This is a genomic window from Thermaerobacter sp. FW80 (assembly GCF_004634385.1).
Taxonomy (GTDB): domain Bacteria; phylum Bacillota; class Sulfobacillia; order Thermaerobacterales; family Thermaerobacteraceae; genus Thermaerobacter; species Thermaerobacter composti.
This window is the reverse complement of record NZ_CP037895.1, coordinates 73,567-94,259: the sequence shown is the minus strand read 5'-3', so window position 1 is coordinate 94,259 and position 20,693 is coordinate 73,567. Positions and strand designations below refer to the sequence as shown.

Annotated in this window: 19 protein-coding genes; 7 read left to right on the top strand and 12 right to left on the bottom strand. The window is 70.0% G+C overall.

Going from position 1 to position 20,693, the window contains the following annotated elements; all coding sequences use genetic code 11:
- Nucleotides 1-285: 285 nt before the first annotated feature.
- From E1B22_RS00395 to E1B22_RS00365, 6 genes are all read right to left on the bottom strand, one after another.
- Nucleotides 286-1,509: an IS256 family transposase gene (locus E1B22_RS00395; RefSeq protein ID WP_135225854.1), complete on the bottom strand. Its 1,224-nt coding sequence runs from the start codon at nucleotides 1,507-1,509 to the stop codon at nucleotides 286-288.
- Between the two features lie 244 nt (nucleotides 1,510-1,753).
- Nucleotides 1,754-3,040 (bottom strand): IS256 family transposase, encoded by a 1,287-nt coding sequence (locus E1B22_RS00390; RefSeq protein WP_135224104.1) that lies wholly within the window; start codon nucleotides 3,038-3,040, stop codon nucleotides 1,754-1,756.
- A 481-nt stretch (nucleotides 3,041-3,521) separates the two neighbouring features.
- On the bottom strand, nucleotides 3,522-4,808 hold the full coding sequence (locus E1B22_RS00380; RefSeq protein ID WP_135224104.1) for an IS256 family transposase: 1,287 nt from the start codon (nucleotides 4,806-4,808) through the stop codon (nucleotides 3,522-3,524).
- Between the two features lie 471 nt (nucleotides 4,809-5,279).
- Nucleotides 5,280-6,395 carry a prephenate dehydratase gene (locus E1B22_RS00375; RefSeq protein ID WP_135224127.1) on the bottom strand — a complete coding sequence of 372 codons (1,116 nt, stop codon included), beginning with the start codon at nucleotides 6,393-6,395 and terminating at the stop codon, nucleotides 5,280-5,282.
- Nucleotides 6,396-6,792: 397 nt separating this feature from the next.
- The gene (locus tag E1B22_RS00370; RefSeq protein WP_135224126.1) at nucleotides 6,793-7,224 is read right to left on the bottom strand and encodes a PIN domain-containing protein; all 432 of its coding nucleotides are present in this window, start codon (nucleotides 7,222-7,224) and stop codon (nucleotides 6,793-6,795) included.
- Entirely contained in the window at nucleotides 7,214-7,453 is a 240-nt protein-coding gene (locus E1B22_RS00365) for a DUF6364 family protein (protein ID WP_135224125.1), read from the bottom strand. The genes E1B22_RS00370 and E1B22_RS00365 overlap by 11 nt, the downstream gene beginning before the upstream one ends.
- A gap of 325 nt (nucleotides 7,454-7,778) precedes the next feature.
- Between E1B22_RS00365 and E1B22_RS00360 the strand changes: the two genes are divergently transcribed.
- The 4 genes from E1B22_RS00360 to E1B22_RS00345 all read left to right on the top strand — a co-directional run bounded on the left by E1B22_RS00360 (nucleotide 7,779) and on the right by E1B22_RS00345 (nucleotide 11,897).
- A complete protein-coding gene (locus E1B22_RS00360; protein WP_135224124.1) occupies nucleotides 7,779-8,639 on the top strand; it encodes a DinB family protein in 861 nt (286 codons plus the stop codon).
- Between the two features lie 143 nt (nucleotides 8,640-8,782).
- Nucleotides 8,783-10,717 (top strand): FAD-binding oxidoreductase, encoded by a 1,935-nt coding sequence (locus E1B22_RS00355; protein ID WP_135224123.1) that lies wholly within the window; start codon nucleotides 8,783-8,785, stop codon nucleotides 10,715-10,717.
- Between the two features lie 22 nt (nucleotides 10,718-10,739).
- Nucleotides 10,740-11,054: a hypothetical protein gene (locus E1B22_RS12620; RefSeq protein ID WP_167758804.1), complete on the top strand. Its 315-nt coding sequence runs from the start codon at nucleotides 10,740-10,742 to the stop codon at nucleotides 11,052-11,054.
- 21 nt (nucleotides 11,055-11,075) lie between these two features.
- The gene (locus E1B22_RS00345; RefSeq protein ID WP_135224122.1) at nucleotides 11,076-11,897 is read left to right on the top strand and encodes an NAD-dependent deacylase; all 822 of its coding nucleotides are present in this window, start codon (nucleotides 11,076-11,078) and stop codon (nucleotides 11,895-11,897) included.
- A gap of 59 nt (nucleotides 11,898-11,956) precedes the next feature.
- On the opposite strand, the gene E1B22_RS00340 is transcribed toward E1B22_RS00345, so the two are convergent.
- On the bottom strand, nucleotides 11,957-12,640 hold the full coding sequence (locus E1B22_RS00340) for a metal-dependent hydrolase (RefSeq protein WP_135224121.1): 684 nt from the start codon (nucleotides 12,638-12,640) through the stop codon (nucleotides 11,957-11,959).
- Nucleotides 12,641-12,909: 269 nt separating this feature from the next.
- On the opposite strand from E1B22_RS00340, the gene E1B22_RS13000 reads away from it, so the two are divergent.
- Nucleotides 12,910-14,181 (top strand): XdhC family protein, encoded by a 1,272-nt coding sequence (locus E1B22_RS13000; protein ID WP_135224120.1) that lies wholly within the window; start codon nucleotides 12,910-12,912, stop codon nucleotides 14,179-14,181.
- 254 nt (nucleotides 14,182-14,435) lie between these two features.
- Nucleotides 14,436-14,885, top strand: a complete 450-nt coding sequence (locus E1B22_RS00330; protein ID WP_135224119.1) for a carbon monoxide dehydrogenase subunit G — start codon at nucleotides 14,436-14,438, stop codon at nucleotides 14,883-14,885.
- 63 nt (nucleotides 14,886-14,948) lie between these two features.
- Here E1B22_RS00330 and E1B22_RS00325 read toward each other — a convergent pair whose 3' ends face one another.
- Together E1B22_RS00325 and E1B22_RS00320 are read right to left on the bottom strand one after the other, a co-directional pair.
- Nucleotides 14,949-15,440: a hypothetical protein gene (locus tag E1B22_RS00325; protein WP_135224118.1), complete on the bottom strand. Its 492-nt coding sequence runs from the start codon at nucleotides 15,438-15,440 to the stop codon at nucleotides 14,949-14,951.
- A gap of 136 nt (nucleotides 15,441-15,576) precedes the next feature.
- Nucleotides 15,577-16,080 carry a nucleoside recognition domain-containing protein gene (locus E1B22_RS00320; RefSeq protein ID WP_135224117.1) on the bottom strand — a complete coding sequence of 168 codons (504 nt, stop codon included), beginning with the start codon at nucleotides 16,078-16,080 and terminating at the stop codon, nucleotides 15,577-15,579.
- A gap of 473 nt (nucleotides 16,081-16,553) precedes the next feature.
- On the opposite strand from E1B22_RS00320, the gene E1B22_RS00315 reads away from it, so the two are divergent.
- Nucleotides 16,554-16,934 (top strand): carboxymuconolactone decarboxylase family protein, encoded by a 381-nt coding sequence (locus tag E1B22_RS00315; RefSeq protein ID WP_135224116.1) that lies wholly within the window; start codon nucleotides 16,554-16,556, stop codon nucleotides 16,932-16,934.
- 113 nt (nucleotides 16,935-17,047) lie between these two features.
- Here the strand turns inward: E1B22_RS00315 and E1B22_RS00310 are convergent, their stop codons facing one another.
- The 3 genes from E1B22_RS00310 to E1B22_RS00300 form a co-directional block, all read right to left on the bottom strand.
- Nucleotides 17,048-18,322: an acyl-CoA synthetase gene (locus E1B22_RS00310; RefSeq protein ID WP_243123493.1), complete on the bottom strand. Its 1,275-nt coding sequence runs from the start codon at nucleotides 18,320-18,322 to the stop codon at nucleotides 17,048-17,050.
- 82 nt (nucleotides 18,323-18,404) lie between these two features.
- Entirely contained in the window at nucleotides 18,405-19,691 is a 1,287-nt protein-coding gene (locus E1B22_RS00305) for an IS256 family transposase (protein WP_135224086.1), read from the bottom strand.
- Nucleotides 19,692-19,781: 90 nt separating this feature from the next.
- Complete coding sequence (locus tag E1B22_RS00300; RefSeq protein WP_243123491.1) at nucleotides 19,782-20,480, bottom strand: AMP-binding protein; 699 nt, start codon at nucleotides 20,478-20,480, stop codon at nucleotides 19,782-19,784.
- Nucleotides 20,481-20,693 lie beyond the last annotated feature (213 nt).

Here is a 20,693-nt window from a genome sequence, read left to right as displayed (position 1 = left end):
ATCAACGGACGTGGATGACATCATTAAGCCCTATCCAAGCATCCATATTTTCCCAATTTACGTGAATGCAAATCCGGTTGGCATCGCATGGGCACAAAGGGTCGGTGATGAGTGGAAGATTATTGGGGTATCAAGTGACTCGCGGTTTGCGAATGACGTACGAGAGGCTCAACGGATACTTGTGGCCAATGGTATCACTGGGCAACTGCGCTTGGTCTATGATGAGGGACATAGGTCACGTCCCGTCAAGTGGTGTGATTTGCGCTCCCCTCGGGTTTGAACGCCTTACATGGCCAGCACCTTCAGGGTTGCTTCGGTTTCATGGAGCCGCGTAGCCTCATGTGATGTACACGCGTCAATCTTGGCCATCGACTCCAGGCTGAAGTACCGCCGGGACACCAGCCATTCGTCCTGTTGCTCCTCGAGAAGAGCTCCCAACAGGCGGATGGCGGCGGCCATGTTCGGGAAGATCCCCACCACGTCGCAGCGCCGGGCCAGTTCCCGATTCAGCCGCTCCAGAACGTTGGTCGAGTGGATCCGCCGCCAGTGCTCGGTCGGGAAGGCCATGTACGCCAGCACGTCCTCCATTGCATCCCGAAGCAGAGCGGCGGCCTGGGGGAATCGCCGGTCCAGGTTGGCTGCCACGTGTTCCAGCTGCTCCCGGGCGGACTCCAGGTCGGGCTGGGCGAAGATCGTCCGCACCAGGGCCGCCACCATCGGCTGGGCGTGCTTGGGCACCCGGGCCAGCAGGTTCCGCATGAAGTGCACGCGGCACCGTTGCCAGCTGGCGCCCGCCAGCACCTCGCTGATGGCGCGCTTGAGCCCCTCATGGGCATCGGAGATGACGAGGCGAACACCCTTGAGCCCGCGGGCCACCAGGCTGCGGAGAAACGCGAGCCAGAACTCGTACGTCTCGGCGGCGCCCACGTCAAAGCCCAGCACCTCGCGCTCCCCGGTTCGCTTCACCCCGACGGCGATGACCGCGGCCATGTTCACCACCCGGTGGTCCTGCCGCACCTTGATCGGCTTGGCGTCGAGCCAAACGTAGGGGTACTCGCCTTCCAGGGGACGGTTGCGGAAGCGCTCCATCCGCTCGTCCAGTTCCGCGCAGAGTCGCGACACCTCGCTCTTGCTGATGCCGTCCAGGCCCAAGGCCCGGACCAGGTCGTCGACCTTCCGGGTGCTGACCCCCTGCACATAAGCCTCCTGCACCACGGCGACCAGGGCCCGTTCCGCCCGCCGGCGTGGCTCCAGCAGGCTTGGGAAGTAGCTGCCCTGGCGGAGCTTTGGGATCCGCAGCTCGATGGTGCCCACGCGGGTATCCCAGGGCCGGGAGCGATAGCCGTTCCGGTAGGTCTTGCGCGTTTCCGTGCGCTCGTACCGCTGAGCGCCAACGAGTTCGCTCACCTCGAGCTCCATGAGCTGTTGGGCCAGCCAGCGTAGTCCTTCCCGCAGGGCATCGGCTTCCGGCTCCCCCTGGTGTTTGCGTAGAAGCTCGAGAAGTGCCATCCTGAAATCAGCGGTCACCGGTGAGCGGACCTCCCTTCATGGCGGTTCTTGTCCAACCCGAAGGGGAGCCACCGGTGACCTTTCTTGTCAAGGGCCACCAGGCTCGGGCCCTACAGCCCGGCGATTTCCACCACCACCTGGGACACTAACGGGACATAGAATAGTTGGTCTTGTGGGGGTCGACAGCCGTGGCAACAGCCGGTTTGCGGGTCAAGTCCCGAACTGTCTGTAAAAGCGGTCTGGGTCATGCCACGGTGGCAGCGGGTGAAACCTCTTTCTGCGCCGCTCTTTGCCGTTGCCGCTCCTCGATGTAGCGCTCCAGCTGCTTTCGTTCGTGCTCGCTGAACTGCACCCGCCGCCAGCGCTCACTCGCCCGCCACAGCACGGCGAAGACTAGCTTCAGGCACTCCCGCTCGCTCCGAAACCGCGGGATCACCTTGGCGCGCCGCCGCTCCTCCTCGAAGCTGCGCTCCACCAGGTTGGTGGTCCGGACATGCTTGCGGTGGGCGGCGGGTAGCCGCAGGTGCGCCAGGCTCGCTTCCAGGTCCTCCTGCAGGCTCCGCATGGCCGAGGGATACTCCCGCCCGAACCGCTCCACCACCTCGGCCACCAGCCGCCGGCCCTGCTCGATATCCGGTGCGTCCCGGATCGCCTCCAGGTAGGGCTTGAGCACGGGCCGCGCCTCCTCCGGCACCTTGTCCAGCACGTTCCGCATCTTGTGCACCCAGCAGCGGATGCGCTCCGCCTCCGGCCACATGGCTTCCACCGCCTGGATCAGCCCCGGCGCCCCGTCCGTCGTCACCGTCAGCGGCGTCTTCAGCCCCCGGCGCACCAGATCCCGGAAGTGCTCCAGCCAGTCCTCGTAGCGCTCCTTGTTGCCCAGGCTCAGGTGCACCAGCACCTTGCTGCCGTCGCTCAAGATGGCCCAGGTGACCAGGATGCCCTCACGGCAGCCCGCCTGCCGGCGCAGCGACTCGTAGATGGCGTCGGCGAACAGGTACACCACGTCGAGGCCTGACAGGTCCCGCTGGGCAAAGGCCTCGAACTCCTCGTGGAGCGCCTCGGTGATCCGGCTCACGGTGGACCGGCTCAAAAGCGGCGCTTCGCTGCCCGCCAGCTCCGCCAGCGCATCCTCGATGTCCCGGGTAGAGAGGCCCCGGGCGTACATCTCCACCACCAGGCGCTCCAGCACGTCCGTCCGCCGCTTGAGGGCCCTCCACAGCGTGGGCTGGCACAGTCCCTCCATGCCCCGCACCTGGGGGACGTCGATCTCGAGCCGCCCCTCGGCGCAACGCAGCGTCCGCGGCTTGTAGCCGTTGCGGGCGCCTTCCTGGCCAGGCTCGCGCCGCTCGTAGCGTCCGCGCCCCAAAAGCTCCGTGACCTCTGCCTCCAGCAGCTCCTGGATGAGCTTGCGGGCGCCCAGGCGGACGAGGGCATGGGTCAGGTCCTCGACCTCAGTACCCTCCCGGGCCTGCGCGGCCAGCTGCCGGGCCAGCTCCGCCAACTGCTGGCTGGGTGGTATCCTGGACATAGGTCTGGGTCCTCCTCGGTGTGCCCCAGCTGGGGCGAGTTTTCCGACGCCACCGATGGTAGCCCAGACCGCTTCGCGTTTACAGACAGTTTAGGACGTCACCCGGTTTGCGCCCATGCGTGACATAAGCATGTATAATCTTCCCTCGTCGCAAGTCGTGGATATGGAGCGCTTGGTGAGTGAGGTTCGACAGAGAATACAGTCGTCTTCTGATAAGGGTGCTGTTGGTGGGCCTACCGGTGTTAGTTCAGAACCCGAGCATGCTATGCCGAATCCGGTATGGGCCGGATTTGGAGCGGGTGCGCTGGCAGTTATTGTCGGATCACTCTGGTGGGTACGACGGCGGGTGAGATGAGGAGAAATCGGCACCTGCGGGATTTCTATAGGAGTGCACCGTGAGAGTAACCGAAGGGGCGTGGGCGTGACGGGCCGTTGTCCGCGGGTTGGTCAAGTCCCGAACTGTCTGTAAAAGCGGTCTGGGTCATGCCACGGTGGCAGCGGGTGAAACCTCTTTCTGCGCCGCTCTTTGCCGTTGCCGCTCCTCGATGTAGCGCTCCAGCTGCTTTCGTTCGTGCTCGCTGAACTGCACCCGCCGCCAGCGCTCACTCGCCCGCCACAGCACGGCGAAGACTAGCTTCAGGCACTCCCGCTCGCTCCGAAACCGCGGGATCACCTTGGCGCGCCGCCGCTCCTCCTCGAAGCTGCGCTCCACCAGGTTGGTGGTCCGGACATGCTTGCGGTGGGCGGCGGGTAGCCGCAGGTGCGCCAGGCTCGCTTCCAGGTCCTCCTGCAGGCTCCGCATGGCCGAGGGATACTCCCGCCCGAACCGCTCCACCACCTCGGCCACCAGCCGCCGGCCCTGCTCGATATCCGGTGCGTCCCGGATCGCCTCCAGGTAGGGCTTGAGCACGGGCCGCGCCTCCTCCGGCACCTTGTCCAGCACGTTCCGCATCTTGTGCACCCAGCAGCGGATGCGCTCCGCCTCCGGCCACATGGCTTCCACCGCCTGGATCAGCCCCGGCGCCCCGTCCGTCGTCACCGTCAGCGGCGTCTTCAGCCCCCGGCGCACCAGATCCCGGAAGTGCTCCAGCCAGTCCTCGTAGCGCTCCTTGTTGCCCAGGCTCAGGTGCACCAGCACCTTGCTGCCGTCGCTCAAGATGGCCCAGGTGACCAGGATGCCCTCACGGCAGCCCGCCTGCCGGCGCAGCGACTCGTAGATGGCGTCGGCGAACAGGTACACCACGTCGAGGCCTGACAGGTCCCGCTGGGCAAAGGCCTCGAACTCCTCGTGGAGCGCCTCGGTGATCCGGCTCACGGTGGACCGGCTCAAAAGCGGCGCTTCGCTGCCCGCCAGCTCCGCCAGCGCATCCTCGATGTCCCGGGTAGAGAGGCCCCGGGCGTACATCTCCACCACCAGGCGCTCCAGCACGTCCGTCCGCCGCTTGAGGGCCCTCCACAGCGTGGGCTGGCACAGTCCCTCCATGCCCCGCACCTGGGGGACGTCGATCTCGAGCCGCCCCTCGGCGCAACGCAGCGTCCGCGGCTTGTAGCCGTTGCGGGCGCCTTCCTGGCCAGGCTCGCGCCGCTCGTAGCGTCCGCGCCCCAAAAGCTCCGTGACCTCTGCCTCCAGCAGCTCCTGGATGAGCTTGCGGGCGCCCAGGCGGACGAGGGCATGGGTCAGGTCCTCGACCTCAGTACCCTCCCGGGCCTGCGCGGCCAGCTGCCGGGCCAGCTCCGCCAACTGCTGGCTGGGTGGTATCCTGGACATAGGTCTGGGTCCTCCTCGGTGTGCCCCAGCTGGGGCGAGTTTTCCGACGCCACCGATGGTAGCCCAGACCGCTTCGCGTTTACAGACAGTTTAGGACGTCACCCCGCGGGTTGGCGGGCGGAATGTCATCGCAGGTGTGCTGAGTTTGTTTTCGAGGACGCGAGGCATACGGGGCAGTTAAGCAAGGTGTGGCAGTCGACTGGCAGGGCCACCGTGGCGCTGTGGGCTCGCCGCATGGTCTTTCTGGTGGATCAGCTCGAAGCCGTCTGTCGCGAGCTCGAGGCCTGTCACCAGTAGCTTGAGACCCTGGTGCAGGCGCACCCGGACGGGGATTTGTTTCGATCCATGAAAGGCAGCGGCACGGTTCTGGCCGCCGGAGTGATCAACGTCTTCGGGGAGGACCGCCAGGCGGTCCCCAGCGTCCACCCCATCCAATGTCGATTCGAGGACGGCTCCGATGAATGTCCCCAGTCAATGCCCGACGTCAGCATCATGGACTTGCCACACGCGGTAGCTGCCCATGATGCGGACGTAGGTTGCCTGCCGTCGCAGCTCGTCGATCGCCTCCTGGACCCGCGGCTGCTCAAGGCTCCCCTCGAGGTCTGCGAAGAACATGTACTGCCACGACCCACCTGGTTCCGGCCGGGCCGTCAGCTTCGTCAGGTTGATCTCCCGCCGGGCGAAGGCGCCAAGACAGCGGTACAGCGCACCCGGGCGATCCTCGCCGACGAAGAGCAGGGAGGTCTTGACCCCTGCCGGGACGAGGTGGGGCCTCGCACGGGAGCCGGGTGTCCCGGGTCCCCCGGCTGCCCCGGGTACCCCCGGTGTCCCGGGTGTCCCCACGCTGGTGGGGCCGGCCGCACTTGGGGGCCCTGGCCATCCTGGCGGGCCCTCCAGGCCCTCTGAGGTCTGCGGGCCCTGCGGATCCCGCGGGCGGCGTGACGCGCCCATGGCCGGAGGACCGGCAGGCGGCGAGGCACCGGCCTGCGGGGATGCACCGGCCTGTGGCAACCTCCCCGCCGGTTCCTCCCGTTCGAGGTGGTAGAACCGGGTCACATTGCCGGCCGCGTCCTGGATGTCTTCGGCCAGCACCGCGAGGCCGTAGCGGACGGCGGCCTGGTGGGAGGCGATGGCCCCCAGGTCCCGGCGGCCGGCTTCGGCCACCTGGCGGGCGGCGGCGGCGGTATCGTAGGCCGGCTCGGCGATGAGGCCGTGGCGGTGGAGGAACTCCCGGCACTGGGTCAGGGCCTGGGGGTGGGACCGCACCACCCGCAGGTCGCCGAGCCGGGTGCCGGGCAGGGCCAGCAGGCAGTGGCGGACCGGCAGCTGAAGCTCGCCCCGGATCCGCACCGCGTGGCGGCGCAGGAGGTCGTAGACTTCGCCCACGTCGCCGGCATAGGAGTTCTCGACGGGGACCATGGCGGCCGGGGTGTCACCCGCCACCAGCCGTTCGAACACGTCGGCGAAGGTGGGGCACGGGACGGGTTCGACATCCGGGCCGAAGTAGGCCCGTACGGCCGCCTCGCTGAAGGCGCCCGGTTCGCCCTGGAAGGCCACCCGCGGGCGCCCGTGGCCGACGGCGGTCACGGCTTTCCGCGTCCCGGTGTGGGGTGTGGTCGCGGTATATGTCGCGGCGCGGTTCGTCCGTCCTGCCACCGGCTGGCCTGCACAGGTCCGGTTCGCCAACGGATCGTCCACCGGAGCAATTCCCTCCCCAGACGGAGCCGTGCCCGGTGGCCCGCCCTGCGGTCCGGCCGGCCACGATCGCCAAGCACCGGGCGAGCGATGCTTCCGTGGGGCCGCGGGCTAGACGGATCGGCGCATCGCCGGGAGTGGGCGAAGACGGCCCACGATCTCATGTCGCCAACGGTGCCCGTCATATCTGTCAGCGGGTCTTATAGGAGGTAGGATAGCACAGGGCGTTCGAGGCAGGAGCTCCCATTCCCCTGATTGCGGTGAAACATCCCTTCGTCACGGCAATCCTTCAAGAAAAGGGATTGACAACCATCACCCCGCCATAATCCTGTCCGGCGTTCAGGTCTTCGGACCAGATCACGTTGCTACCTAGTGCCTGGGCACTGCGAATGATCATTGCGTCCCAGAAGGATAGGCTGTATCGACGGTGAATTCTGATCGCCTCCAGCACGTCACCGGCATCCGGCGTGTGCACCTGCCAGTGCGAAAGATACTCGATGATCCGTGCTGCCGTTTCCGGCAGAAGTGGCTTTCGGACCTTTTGGGTGACCGTCACGTAGAACTCCTGCAATACCTGCACGCTGAGGCAACCGTTGCCCGATTGCCACAGCTCGGTGACAAGAGCCTTCGCCCGGGCATGCTTTTCCCCGGCTGAGGTATCGTGGGCATATACCAGCACGTTCGTATCCACGAACTGCCGGTCGCCGTTTTTACCGGTCATGGAGATCGCTCCGGCTTCCGACGATGTTCCCCTTTGTCGCCAGGTCGAACTTGTCCAGCATGGCCAGGTGGCACTCTCTTGCCTTGCGGTACTCGTCTTCCTTGCGCGTGAGATCTTCGAGCAACTGGGTGAGAAGACCAGAGAGCGAGGTCCCCCGTTCAATGGCGATGTGCTTTGCCCGGCGCAGCACGTCCTTCGGTAGGGAAAGGGTCACATTCTGGTACTCCACGGGCTTCACCCCCACGAAATCAAGTGTATCACGTCTTTGCGTGACCGGTCCGTCGCTCCGGCCCGAGTGTCCAGATTCCCGCCTCACCCTGCGCGTGCTCCCGGTCAGCCGCCCATACTACAACAGGTGGTCGGTGGCAGGCCGGGCCGGCGACCGTGTTCCTTTGCAGGTGGGCGTGCTTCTTGTAAAGGTAACACGGGCCCGCGTGTAGAACCATTCATAGAACGATTCCTGTTGCGCTCCGCCGCGGTGGAACCGGCACGGCCGCCTTCCGGTGACCGCCCGTGCGCCATCCGTGCTCTGTGGACGATAGGGAGGGGATCTCTTGGCGTCATTCCGGCCGTCGCTGCATCTGTTGCGTGTCAAGGACCTGGAAAGGTCCGCCCGTTTCTACCGTGGATTGGGGTTCACCGTGCGCTTTATCGACCCCGCTGCCGGCGTGGCCGTGATCGACCCGGTAGACGGCCATCCCTTCACCCTCGCACTGCCTGGCGTCGACGCCACTCCCTGGCTCCATGAGGTCTACGAAGAACTGACCCAAGGTCGCCAGCTCTACATGGGCGCCCCCGGAGGGGACCTCGACGCCTTCTACGGCCGGCTGGTGGAGCAGGGCCTGCCGGTTCCGCCACCCGAAGAAGCACCTGACGGTAGCCAGAGCCTTGTGATCCAGGACCCCGACGGGCACCTGCTGTCCTTCTGGCAAGGTCCGGAATGGACCGATGGGGAACTCCTCGAGATGTACACCAGCGCCTCCCAGCGCCTCGCGGAGGCCCTCGCTGGGCTTTGCGACGAGGAACTTGACCTGGCGCGGGCTCCGGGCAAGTGGACCATTCGGCAGATCGTCCACCATATCGCCGATTCCGACGCATCAAGCCTGGTCCGAATCCTCATGTGCCTGGCCGAACCGGGCCGGCCGTACAACAACAACCCGTACGACCAGGACGTGTGGGTGGAGCGGCTGGGCCACGCCCACCGGCCCGTCGAGCCGTCCCTGGCGCTGATCGCAGCGGTCCGTGGCCACGTCGCTGCCCTGGTGCGGCACCGGCCCGAATCGCTGGACGGAGCGGTCGCCCCCTCGCTCGGTGCTCCCATGACGGCCCGGGAGCTGATCGCCATGCTAGCCAGTCACGCCCTGCACCACATCGCCCAGATCGAGGAGACACGCCGGGTCCACGGCCGGGGCTGAAGAGGCCGAGACGGACCCTCCTCCCGTTCCCGTCTGGCGTCTCCCTGCCCGCCGGCCCCGCGGGAACCGCCGCCCCCGCCGCCCTTGCCCTGGCAGTCCGCTCCCGGAGTAAGGTAAAGATAGCGGTGAGCGGAGGGATCGGCATGGACGGCGAGGGTTCCCTTGTGACCCAGTCTGCGTCGCTACCCGAGCCGCTGCTGAAGGAGCTGTGCGATCTCGTGGGGGCGCACCACGTCTCGGTGGATCCCCACGAGCTGGAATGGGCCGCCATGGACTTCACCGGCGGCTACCGCCTGGGACGAACCGGCCAGCGCGCCCGGCGGCCGCTGGCCGTGGTCCGGCCGGGCGACGTGGAGGACGTGCGCCAGCTGGTGGTCTGGGCGGCCCGGCACCGGATCCCCCTGGTGCCCCGAGGCGGCGGCACCGGGGTGATGGGGTCGGCGGTCCCGCAGCTGCCCGCCGTGGTCGTCGACCTGACGCGCCTCGACGACATCGTCGTCCACCCCGATGACATGCTGGCCGAGGCCGGCGCCGGCGCCACGCTGGCGGCCGTCGACGCCGCCCTGCGCCGCCACGGCCTCGCCCTGGCCCATGACCCGTGGAGCGTGGGCATCGCCACGGTGGGCGGCGCCATCGGCACCGACGGCGTCGGCTACCTGGCGGGTCGGTGGGGCAGCATGGGCCAACAGGTGGTGGCCATCGAGGCGGTGCTGCCCGACGGCCAGGTGGTGCGGACGCGGCCCGTGCCCAAGCCGCCGGCGGGGCCGGACCTGCGCGCCCTGTTCGCCGGCAGCCAGGGCACCCTGGGGATCGTCACCCGGGCGTGGATCCAGGCCATCGGCGCCCCGGAGGTGATGCTCTTCCGCAGCTACCGCTTCCGCGGCTTCGAGCCGGGCTTCGAGGCCGTCCGCGCCCTGTGGCGGGCCGGGGTCATCCCCGACCTGCTGGACTTCACCGACGACTACCCGGCGGCGGTGGAGCTTCCGCCCGGCTACGAAGACGACCTGGGCCGCACCGGTCTGCTCCACCTCGGCTTCTTCGGGGCGGCCGAGGAGGCCCGGGGGCGCTTGGCGGCGGCGGACCGGATCGTCAAGCGGTTCGACGCCCGCGACCTCGGGGAGGAACCGGCCCGCGAGTTCTGGGAGCGGCGGCACGAGATCGCCGAGCAGTTCGCCCTGCCCATCCTCCAGGCCCGCGACGCCCGGCGGCGCTGGCAGCAGGGCGCCTTCGACTACATCAACCTCGCCTTGCCGGCCAGCCAGGTGATCCCCTACCGGCGCGAGGCGCTGGCGCGCATCGCCGCGGACCCGCGCTTCTACGCCGGTGAGACGGGTCTTTGGGGCCGGCCGGAGGTCTTCTCCCTGCTGGTGAGCGCGGCGCACCCGGCCGCCGCGCAGGCCGCCGGGGGCGCGGCGGGCGCCGGTTCGGCAGGCGCCGGCGGGCCGGAGTCCACGGGGGTCGGGGCGGCATCCGCGGACGAACCCGGCCCGTGGGCCGCCGAGTGGACGCCCGAGGACGCCGCGGCCATGGAGCAGCTGATGCACGACCTGATGCGCATGGCCCAGGCCCGCGGCGGCAACATGGAGTGCTTGCACGGGACGGGCCTGAAGCTCCTGCCGCTGCTGCAGGACGAGTTCGGCCCGGCGCTGGACGTCATCCGCAAGATCAAGCGCGCCCTGGACCCCCTGGACCTGATGAATCCGGGGAAGTGGGGCGAGACCGCGGGCGCGCCGGCGTCCGACGGCGGCGTCGCGCCACCGGACGGCTCCGGCGGCCGGGACGGCGTGGTCGTCGTCCGCGGCGGGTCGGGAGGCGGGTCGGGAAGCGTTGAGGCCGACCGGCGGGGCGATGGCGGTCGGAGCCCCGGTGCGGCCGGCGACCCCGTGGCTCCCCGGAGCGGCCGGGAGGGCGATCCGGCCGGCGAGCCCGGGGCTCGCCCCGCTGGCAACGGCGACGGCGGAGCCACCGCGGGTTCCGCCCGCGGCCGCCGGGCCGCCGACGCCACCGCGGCCATGCCGGGCAACGGGCGTTGGCGCACGGGGCGTGCCTTCCATCCGGGTTGGTTCACCCGGGCATGAGGGCGCGGAGGAGGGAGATGGGGTGGAGGACGTCGTCCCCATGGTGGACCCCAACCTGCCCGGCGTGCCGGCGGTGGTGGTCCTGGAGGGCGGTCAGCGGCTCCACGTGCGGCTGCAGGCCGGGGCCTGGCACAACGGCGGGCTGCTGCTCCCCGTCGAGGCCGTGGAGAAGGTGGACGGCCCAGGCGGGACGAACTCCCTGGCCGAGGTGCTGGCCGTCGAGCCGGAGGGGTTGCCGGATCAGGCCACGGTCTGGATCCCCGGTCCGCGGCTGCGCTGCGTGATCCTGGCCGGGGAGCCGCGGCGGCCGCGGCCCATCGGCTTCGGGGGCGTCTGATCTGGGGGGAGGCGGGAGACGGTGCGGCACCCATCCCGACCGGGGGACGGGAGCGCGAGAGGGGATGCCGCCGCGCAACTGGCGGGATTGCTGGTCCGTCATCGCGGGCGGGCGGTGGCGCTGACGGGCGCAGGGATCTCCGTCGCCAGCGGGATCCCGGCCTTCCGCGGCCGCGACGGCTTGTGGAGCCGGTTCGACCCGGAGGAGTTCGCCCACATCGACGCCTTCCGGCGCGACCCCGAGCGGGTCTGGACCATGCTGGACCAGCTGTACGACAACCTGGCGGCCGCCCGCCCCAACCCCGCCCATCGCGCCCTGGCCCGACTGGAGGAGCTGGGATACCTGCGGGCGGTGATCACCCAGAACATCGACGGGCTGCACCAGGCGGCGGGGAGCCGCGACGTCATCGAGCTCCACGGCAGCTTCCAGCGCGTGGTGTGCATGGACTGCGGCAGCCGCTACGCCGCCGAGAGCGTGCGGCGGCTGGCCGGGCTGCCGGGCGGCGGCGGGCACCGCTGCTGGTGCGGCGGCTGGTTGAAGCCCGACATCGTGTTCTTCGGCGAGGAGCTGCCGGAGCACGCGTTCCTGCGCGCCTGGGCGGAGGTCCAGAACGCCGGGCTGTTGCTGGTGGTGGGCACCTCCGCCGAGGTGGAACCGGCGGCCAGCCTGCCCCGCTGGGCGCGCCAGGCGGGCGCGGTGTTGGCGGAGGTCAACCCCCACCCCGCGTTGGACGCCGAGGTCGTCCTGGCGGCGCCCGCCGAGCAGGCGCTGCCCGCCGTGGTGGAGCGCCTCGAGGCCGACGGCGGGACGGCGACGACCGCCGAGCCGGCGGCGCTCGGGTGACGGGCGCCCGGGGCGTCCGCACCGAGGCCACCGGGGCGGTGCCGGGGCACGATCCTTGCCTAGAACTCGAAGGTGCCGCCGGGCTCCAGCACCCGCACCTCGACCCCCGGCGCCTTCTGCTTGGCGAAGCGCACGAAGTCGTCGGCGCTCTGCACCAGCAGCGGGAAGGTGCCGTAGTGCTGGGGCATGGCCACCTTGGGCTTGAGGAAGGTCAGGGCGTGGGCCGCCTGGCGCGGGTCCATGGTGAAGTGGCTGCCGATGGGCAGAAGGGCCACGTCCAGCGGGTAGAGCTCGGCCCAGGTGGCCATGTTGCAGTGGATGCCCGTGTCGCCCGCGTCGTAGACCCGCTTGCCGTCCTCCAGGGTGACGATGTACCCCGCCGGCTCCCCGGTCTCGCTGGAGTGATAGGCCTCGGTCATGGTGACCACCACGCCGCCCAGCTCGACCGAGCCGCCGATGTTCATGCCGATGCACTTGTCGCCCGGCAGGCCGTCCTTCTGGTACCGCGCCGCGGTCTCCGGCTGCAGGATCACCGTGGCCCCCGTCTGCTTCTGGACCGCCACCACGTCGCTGGCGTGGTCGAAGTGGTCGTGGGTGATCAGGATGTAGTCGGCCTTGAGGTCCTCGATGCGGGCGGCGGCCTTGGGGTTGCCGTTGATCCAGGGGTCGAACAGGATGACCTTGCCGCCCGCCGTGGTCAGCTCCCAGCTGGCGTGTCCGAGCCAGCGCAGCTTGTGCGCCATGGCGCTTCCCTCCCCTGTTGCGTGTGCCCTTAGGGATGCGGTCGAGCGTGCGCCGTCCAGATGCGGTTGTGGTTACCAGTTCAACGCGGTGAACGGGGCTCCTGCCCGAACACGAGCGGGCCGCGGCCGCACCGCCCCGACCCCTGCGCCGTGGTGGTACCATGGAGGAAGAACGAGCCAATTACGAGGCCGGTTCCGCCTGCCGGTGCCCAGCGCTGGGGCCGGGGCACCATCCGGGGACGGGCCCGAGGCCGAGGAGGCGATGGGACGTGCGCGACGTCTTGGACCGTGTCGTCCAGTGGCTCGACGCCGGCCGGGACGTGGCCCTGGCCACCGTGGTCGAGGTGGTCCGCAAGGCGCCGCGCGACCCGGGCACCACGATGGCCGTCAGCGAGCGGGGCGAGATCGCCGGCTCGGTGTCGGGCGGCTGCGTGGAGCCGGCCGTGGTCGAGGTGGCCCAGGAGGTGCTGGCCTCGGGACGGCCGCGGCTGGTGACCTTCGGCATCACCGACGACGATGCCTTCGAGGTGGGCCTCAGCTGCGGCGGCACCATCCGTGTCTGGGTCGAACCGGCCCGCGGGCCTTGGCACGACGTGGCCCGAAACCTGCAGGAAGCCCTGGCGGCGGGTCGCCCGGTGGCCCTGGCCCGGGTGCTGGGACCGGCCGCCGAGCCGGCGTCGGCGGCCCAGGCTCAGGTGGCGCGCGAGACCCCCGGTGAGACGCACCGCGAGGACCACCGCGAAGCCCACCGAGTGGATCACCCGGCCCACCGCGAGGACCATCAGGCCCACCACGAGGTCTCCAATGGGCCGACCGGTCCCGCACCCGGGGCCGTCCTCCTGCTGGCCGAGGACGACCCTGGCGGCCCGGCGCGGCTTCTGGCCGGTTCGTCCGGTGACCCCGGTCTCGACGCGGTGCTGGCCCGGCGGGCTGGAGAACTCTTGGCCCGGGACGAGGCCGCCCGCCAGCGGTTGGCCGGCGCGGACGTCTTCATCCAGCCCTTCGCGCCGCCGCCCGTGCTCTATGTGATCGGGGCGGTGCACCCCGCCCCGGCCCTGGCGGAGGCGGCCCGGTTCCTCGGCTACCGGGTCGTGGTCTGCGATCCCCGCTCGCCCTTCGCCACGCCGGAGCGCATCCCCGCGGCCCACGCCATCGTCCGCCGGTGGCCCGACGAGTACCTCCGGTCCGTGCGGCTCTCGCCGCGCGACGCCGTCTGCGTCCTGACGCACGATCTGAAGTTCGACGTGCCGGCGATCTTGGCGGCCCTGGCGTCGCCCGTCGGTTACATCGGCGTGATGGGCAGCCGCCGGACCCACGAGCGGCGACTCGCGGCGCTGCGGGAGGCGGGGGCGACCGAGGGGGACCTGGCTCGGCTGCACGCCCCCATCGGCCTGGACATCGGGGCCCGCACGCCCGAGGAGATGGCCGTGGCCATCATGGCGGAGATCATCGCTGCGCGCCGGACGAACCGGCCTCCGGCGGGCCGGCCGGAAGCGGTCCCCGCAGGTGACGGTGCGGCCGCGGGTCGCTCCGACGATTGATCCCGTCCGGGCGACCCGGCACCGCGGCGGCAGCGGCAGGAACGGTTCGTCTGAAAACCGAATGAGCCATGGCATGAGCCGTCCCTTGGGCGCCGTGGCAACGGGGGCTGGTGGCGGCCTCCGCAACCCGAGCCCGGGCTGCGGGGCCCGGGTGGGTCGTCCCGCGAGGGCGGAGCCCCCGCGGTGCACGGCTTCTGTCGAGGTGGAACGTCCTCGCCAGGGAGTTTTCGCGACTATCACTGGGGGTGCCAGGGATGCAGGTGGCCGGCAGCCAGAAGATCGCCGCACCCGTCGACACCGTGTGGGCGTGTCTCAACGACCAGGAGATCCTTGCCCGTTGCACCCCGGGATGCAAGCGGCTGGTCCAGGTGGGCGAGGATCGCTACGAGGCCGATCTGGAGCTGGGCATCGCCGCCATCCGCGGGCGGTACAAGGGCCGGATCGCCATCGCGGACAAGGAGCCGCCCAGCCGGTACCGGCTGAACATCGAGGGCGAGGGCGGGCCCGGGTTCGTCCGGGCGTCCCTGGTGCTCGACCTGGAACCCCAGGGCGAGGAGACCCTCCTGAAGTACCAGGGCGAGGCCCAGGTGGGTGGTCCCGTGGCCAGCATCGGCCAGCGGGTGCTGAGCGGCGTGGCCAAGATGATCATGGGCCAGTTCTTCGGCAGCCTGGCGCGGGAGATCGAGAAGCGGAAGGCGGGGTAGGGACGGGCGGATGCCCATCCCCTGCCCGCGGCCGCGGTCGTCGGCGGTCTGGTCTTCGACGGTTCACCGGTGACGTGCCGGCTGCGGCGCCAGCACCCGCCCGTCCAAGGCGGCCCGCCGCAGGTCGAGCCACCGCCGGTACACCCAGAAGGCGGCCACGCCGAAGGCAAAGCGGGTGGCGACCATGATCAGGCCGTTGCCGCCGAAGGCGAACACGGCCGCGGTCTCCTCGAACATGGCGTGGAAGATGCCGACGAACACGAAGAGCAGCGTCACCTGATCCCGGGCGACCGGCCGCTCCCGGCTGGTCTCGAGCACCACGCCCGACCCGAGGATCACGCCGAGGACGGCGCCCACCGTCAGGGACGGCGCCAGCTCCGGCGCCAGCCCGAGGCGCCGGCACAGGGGCTCCAGCCGGTGGGTGAGCCGGTCAAGACGCCCGGTCAGCTTGGCCCACTCCAGCAGGATCAGCACCGGTGCGACGAACAGGGCGACCCGCAGGAGGAGCCGGAACCCCTCCCCTATCCCGTCGACGACGGCATCGATCAACCACATGGTGCGTGTCCCCCCGGTTCGCCCCCGTTTCGCGGGCTTGGCACCCCGCCGGCGGACGTCCTGACCCGGCCCCCTCGGGGCATCGGCACGCTACAGGACCCGGTTGAGTCACGCTACAGCACCCGGTTGAGCCACGCTACAGGACCAGGTTGAGCAGGACGCCGGCTGCGGCCGAGGCGGTCAGCCGGGCCGCCAGCACCGTCCACGGGTTGGCGCCGGCCCGCGCGATGATGGACGCCTCCACCGGGTGGGCGTGGCTGATGGCCAGCATGGTGCCCAGGATCGTCCACTGCTTGTAGTCGAGCCCCAGGGGGATCGCCGCCGCCACCCCGCTGTAGAGGCCCACGGTGTTGCCGATGAGCAGCGCCAGGGCGCTTCCCCCCGGGAGGCCGAACCAGGCCATGGCGGGTGCGGCGAGCCCGGCGATGCGCGCCAGCCACCCGCTGCGGTCCAGGATCATCACCACGATCATGGCGGGGATCATGGTGCGGGCCAGGTCGGCGAGCACCCGGAAGGTGGAGCGCAAGCCGCGCCCGACGGCCAATGGAAACGGGTGGGTCCCACCCTGGCGGTGGTGGACGCCACCCTCTCCCTTGACCCCCTGGGATGTCGCCGCCGGTGGAGAAGCGGGTCGGGCCACGGAAGCTGCCTTCTTTCCCGGGGTTCGTCCGCCGGGGTTCGTCCGTCGAAATCCTGGCCACCACCCGGCGGGATCTGGAATGCTCCTGGCGACCAAGATAGTGCGGGCGAGGGGCGGTGTCAACGGCGCCGGGGCTGGGCGGCGGCTGGTTCGGGACGAACGCGGCCCGACGCCGCACCGCACGTCTCCCCTTGCTGCCCGGTTGCGGTTGCAGGCCGTCCACCGACCCGAGCGGCCCCCCGTCGAGGCTCCTGAACGGGTTTGCGGGCGCCGGTCCGTTCGACCGGCATCCCTTCGTTCGATCGGGCCCCGGGGCCCCCGTGGTTGGAAGGGCTCCCTGGTTCGGCCGCCCGGAGGGCGGGTGGGGGGTGTGCGAACCCTGGGGCCGGAGGTGTACGCTAGCGGCCGGACCCCGGGACACCTCGCCGGCGATACAGGCCGGCGGAAGGAGGGGTGGAAGGAGGGGTGACCACATGGGCGAGCGGCTCGACGCCTTTCATCGCTTCCGCACCGAGATGAACGAGAAGATCCTGGCCCACGACAACCTGGTGGTGCGCCGGTTCTTCAACCTGGACGGGCAGGCGTACAAGCCCGGGGCGCTGTCCAGCAAGGTCAAGGAGATGCTGGGGCTGGTGGCGTCGCTGGTCCTGCGCTGCGACGACTGCGTCACCTACCACATGATCCAGTGCCATAAGGAGGGCGTGACCCGCGACGAGTTCTTCGAGATCTTCGGCGTGGCCCTGATCGTGGGCGGGTCGATCACCATCCCCCATGTGCGGCGGGCGGTGGCGGTGCTGGAGGAGCTGGAGGCCGAGGCGGCGACCGACGAGAATGCCGGAACCGGTGCACGTTGAGCGTCGCACAGCGACGCTCCTATTTTGGCCCAATGAACGGCCACGGTGCGCGTGAGACAGCGGTCACTGCGGCGACTGCAAACGCGCTTCCCCCTGTGTGGGCACCCATGAACCTAACTGGTTCCTCCCGCGGCCGGTTCGACCCGCGCCAGGATGCGCTCCAGCACCTCGGGGTCCTCGAGGGCGGTGGTGTCGCCCGTCACCTTGCCGGTCGTCACCGCCTCCCGCAACAGGCGGCGCATGATCTTGCCGCTGCGGGTCTTGGGCATGGCGTCGACCACGTACACCCGCGCCGGGCGGGCGATGGGGCTGATCCGGCGGACGATCTCCTCCCGCAGCTGCTCTTCGATGTCCGGCGGTGGCGTCACCCCGCTGCGCAGCACCGCGAAGACCACCGGCACCGTGCCCTTGACGGGGTCCGGCATGCCCACCACCGCCGCTTCGGCCACTAGCGGGTGGTTGATCAGGGCGCTCTCCATCTCCATGGTGCTCAGGCGGTGGCCCGCCACGTTGATCACGTCGTCCACCCGTCCCAGCACCCAGTGGTGGCCGTCGGCGTCGTACATGGCGGCGTCGCCGGTGAAGTACCGCCCGGGGAAGCGGGCGAAGTACGTGTCCAGGTACCGCTGGTGATCGCCCCAGATCGTCCGCGCCAGGCAGGGGAAGGGGTCGGTGATCACCAGGTAGCCCGTGGTCCCGGGACGAACCGGCCGGCCCTCGGCGTCCACCACCTGGCAGCGGTAGCCCGGCAGGGGAAGGCCGCAGGAGCCCGGCCGCGAGGCCGTGACGCCGGCGATGCCCGACATCCACGCCGTCCCCGTCTCCGTCTGGCCGTAGGTGTTGTTGATCTCCACCGCGCCGTCGCCCACGTGCCGCCGGACCCAGTGCCAGGTCTCGGGATCCAGCGGCTCGCCCACCAGCGCGATGAGCTCGAGGCTGCGCAGGTCGAACTTCTGCGGCCAGTCGGCCCCCGCCCGGCTGAGCATCCGCAGGGCCGTGGGCGCCGTGAAGACCTTGTTGACCCGGTACTGCTGGATCATCCGGTAGAACCGGCCGGGGTCGGGGAAGTCCAGGGCGCCTTCGTAGACCACGTGGGTCGCCCCGTGGGCCAGGCCGCCCACCAGGGCGAAGATGGGGAAGGTCAGCCAGCCCACGTCGGCGGTGCACCAGTAGATGTCGGCGGGTTGGAGGTTGAGGGACCACTTGACGTTGGCGTAGGTGCCGACCAGGAAGCCCACCCCGGCGTGGACCAGGCCCTTGGGCTTCGCCGTGGTGCCGCTGGTGTAGATGATGAACCCGGGTTCGTTCGCCTCCAGGGGCTCAGGCGGGAAGTCGGCCGGCATGCCGGCGATGAAGTCGTCGTAGTCCACGTCGCGACCCGCCGTCATGGGGGCTTCGGCCCCCGCCCGCCGCACGACGACCACCCGCTCGACGGGTCAAGTCCCGAACTGTCTGTAAAAGCGGTCTGGGTCATGCCACGGTGGCAGCGGGTGAAACCTCTTTCTGCGCCGCTCTTTGCCGTTGCCGCTCCTCGATGTAGCGCTCCAGCTGCTTTCGTTCGTGCTCGCTGAACTGCACCCGCCGCCAGCGCTCACTCGCCCGCCACAGCACGGCGAAGACTAGCTTCAGGCACTCCCGCTCGCTCCGAAACCGCGGGATCACCTTGGCGCGCCGCCGCTCCTCCTCGAAGCTGCGCTCCACCAGGTTGGTGGTCCGGACATGCTTGCGGTGGGCGGCGGGTAGCCGCAGGTGCGCCAGGCTCGCTTCCAGGTCCTCCTGCAGGCTCCGCATGGCCGAGGGATACTCCCGCCCGAACCGCTCCACCACCTCGGCCACCAGCCGCCGGCCCTGCTCGATATCCGGTGCGTCCCGGATCGCCTCCAGGTAGGGCTTGAGCACGGGCCGCGCCTCCTCCGGCACCTTGTCCAGCACGTTCCGCATCTTGTGCACCCAGCAGCGGATGCGCTCCGCCTCCGGCCACATGGCTTCCACCGCCTGGATCAGCCCCGGCGCCCCGTCCGTCGTCACCGTCAGCGGCGTCTTCAGCCCCCGGCGCACCAGATCCCGGAAGTGCTCCAGCCAGTCCTCGTAGCGCTCCTTGTTGCCCAGGCTCAGGTGCACCAGCACCTTGCTGCCGTCGCTCAAGATGGCCCAGGTGACCAGGATGCCCTCACGGCAGCCCGCCTGCCGGCGCAGCGACTCGTAGATGGCGTCGGCGAACAGGTACACCACGTCGAGGCCTGACAGGTCCCGCTGGGCAAAGGCCTCGAACTCCTCGTGGAGCGCCTCGGTGATCCGGCTCACGGTGGACCGGCTCAAAAGCGGCGCTTCGCTGCCCGCCAGCTCCGCCAGCGCATCCTCGATGTCCCGGCTAGAGAGGCCCCGGGCGTACATCTCCACCACCAGGCGCTCCAGCACGTCCGTCCGCCGCTTGAGGGCCCTCCACAGCGTGGGCTGGCACAGTCCCTCCATGCCCCGCACCTGGGGGACGTCGATCTCGAGCCGCCCCTCGGCGCAACGCAGCGTCCGCGGCTTGTAGCCGTTGCGGGCGCCTTCCTGGCCAGGCTCGCGCCGCTCGTAGCGTCCGCGCCCCAAAAGCTCCGTGACCTCTGCCTCCAGCAGCTCCTGGATGAGCTTGCGGGCGCCCAGGCGGACGAGGGCATGGGTCAGGTCCTCGACCTCCGTACCCTCCCGGGCCTGCGCGGCCAGCTGCCGGGCCAGCTCCGCCAACTGCTGGCTGGGTGGTATCCTGGACATAGGTCTGGGTCCTCCTCGGTGTGCCCCAGCTGGGGCGAGTTTTCCGACGCCACCGATGGTAGCCCAGACCGCTTCGCGTTTACAGACAGTTTAGGACGTCACCCGCTCGACGAAGTCGAGCCCTTCCAGGGCCCGGTCCAGGGTCGCCTTGAGCGGGAGCAGCCGGCCCCGCCGGTAGCTGCCGTCGGCGGTGATCACCAGGCGGGCCCGGGAGTCTTCCAGGCGGGAGCGGATGGCGTCGGGCGAGAACCCGGAGAAGATCACGTTGTACAGGGCACCGATCCGGTAGCAGGCGTGGATGGCGGCGAAGGTCTCCGGCAGGTTCGGGAGGTAGATCGCCACCACGTCGCCCTTGCCGATGCCCGCCTGTCGCAGGGCGTGGGCCAGCCGGCAGGTCTCGTCGTGCAGCATCTGGAAGGTCCAGACCCGCCGGTCGCCCGGCTCCCCCTCCCAGATGATGGCCGCCTGGTTCCGCCGCTCGGACAGATGGCGGTCGATGCAGTTGAGGCTGACGTTGGTCAGCCCACCGACGAAGTACTTGAAGTCGGGCAGGTCGCCCGTGCGGACCCGGGTCCAGGGCGCCAGCCACTCCAGCTCCCCGGCGATCTCCGACCAGTAGGCGTCGGGATCGGCCTCCGCCCAGGCGCGGTAGGCGGCATAGGCTGCTGCCGGGTTCGGCCCTTCGAACAGGGGCCGTCCCGACAGCTTCCGCGGAGGAACCGGCCGCTCCGCCAGCAGCGCCCCGGCGGCGGGCGCGGGCCCCGCCACCTCGACCTCGGTGTACCCCATCGCGCATCCCCCCGTGATGGCGATCCGGCCGGCCGGTGGGGCGCGGCGGGCGCCTGCCCGGGCGTTCACGTGACGCGGCAAGCCCGGTCCACCGGTCCGCAGCCCGTTTCCCAAACGGATACGGGGTGCACACCGGGAGGTCCTTCCTGGGACTTACGGGAACTGTACGCTGGGAACGCCGTCGTATTGTTGGAGGCCGTATAGTCTGCCGTA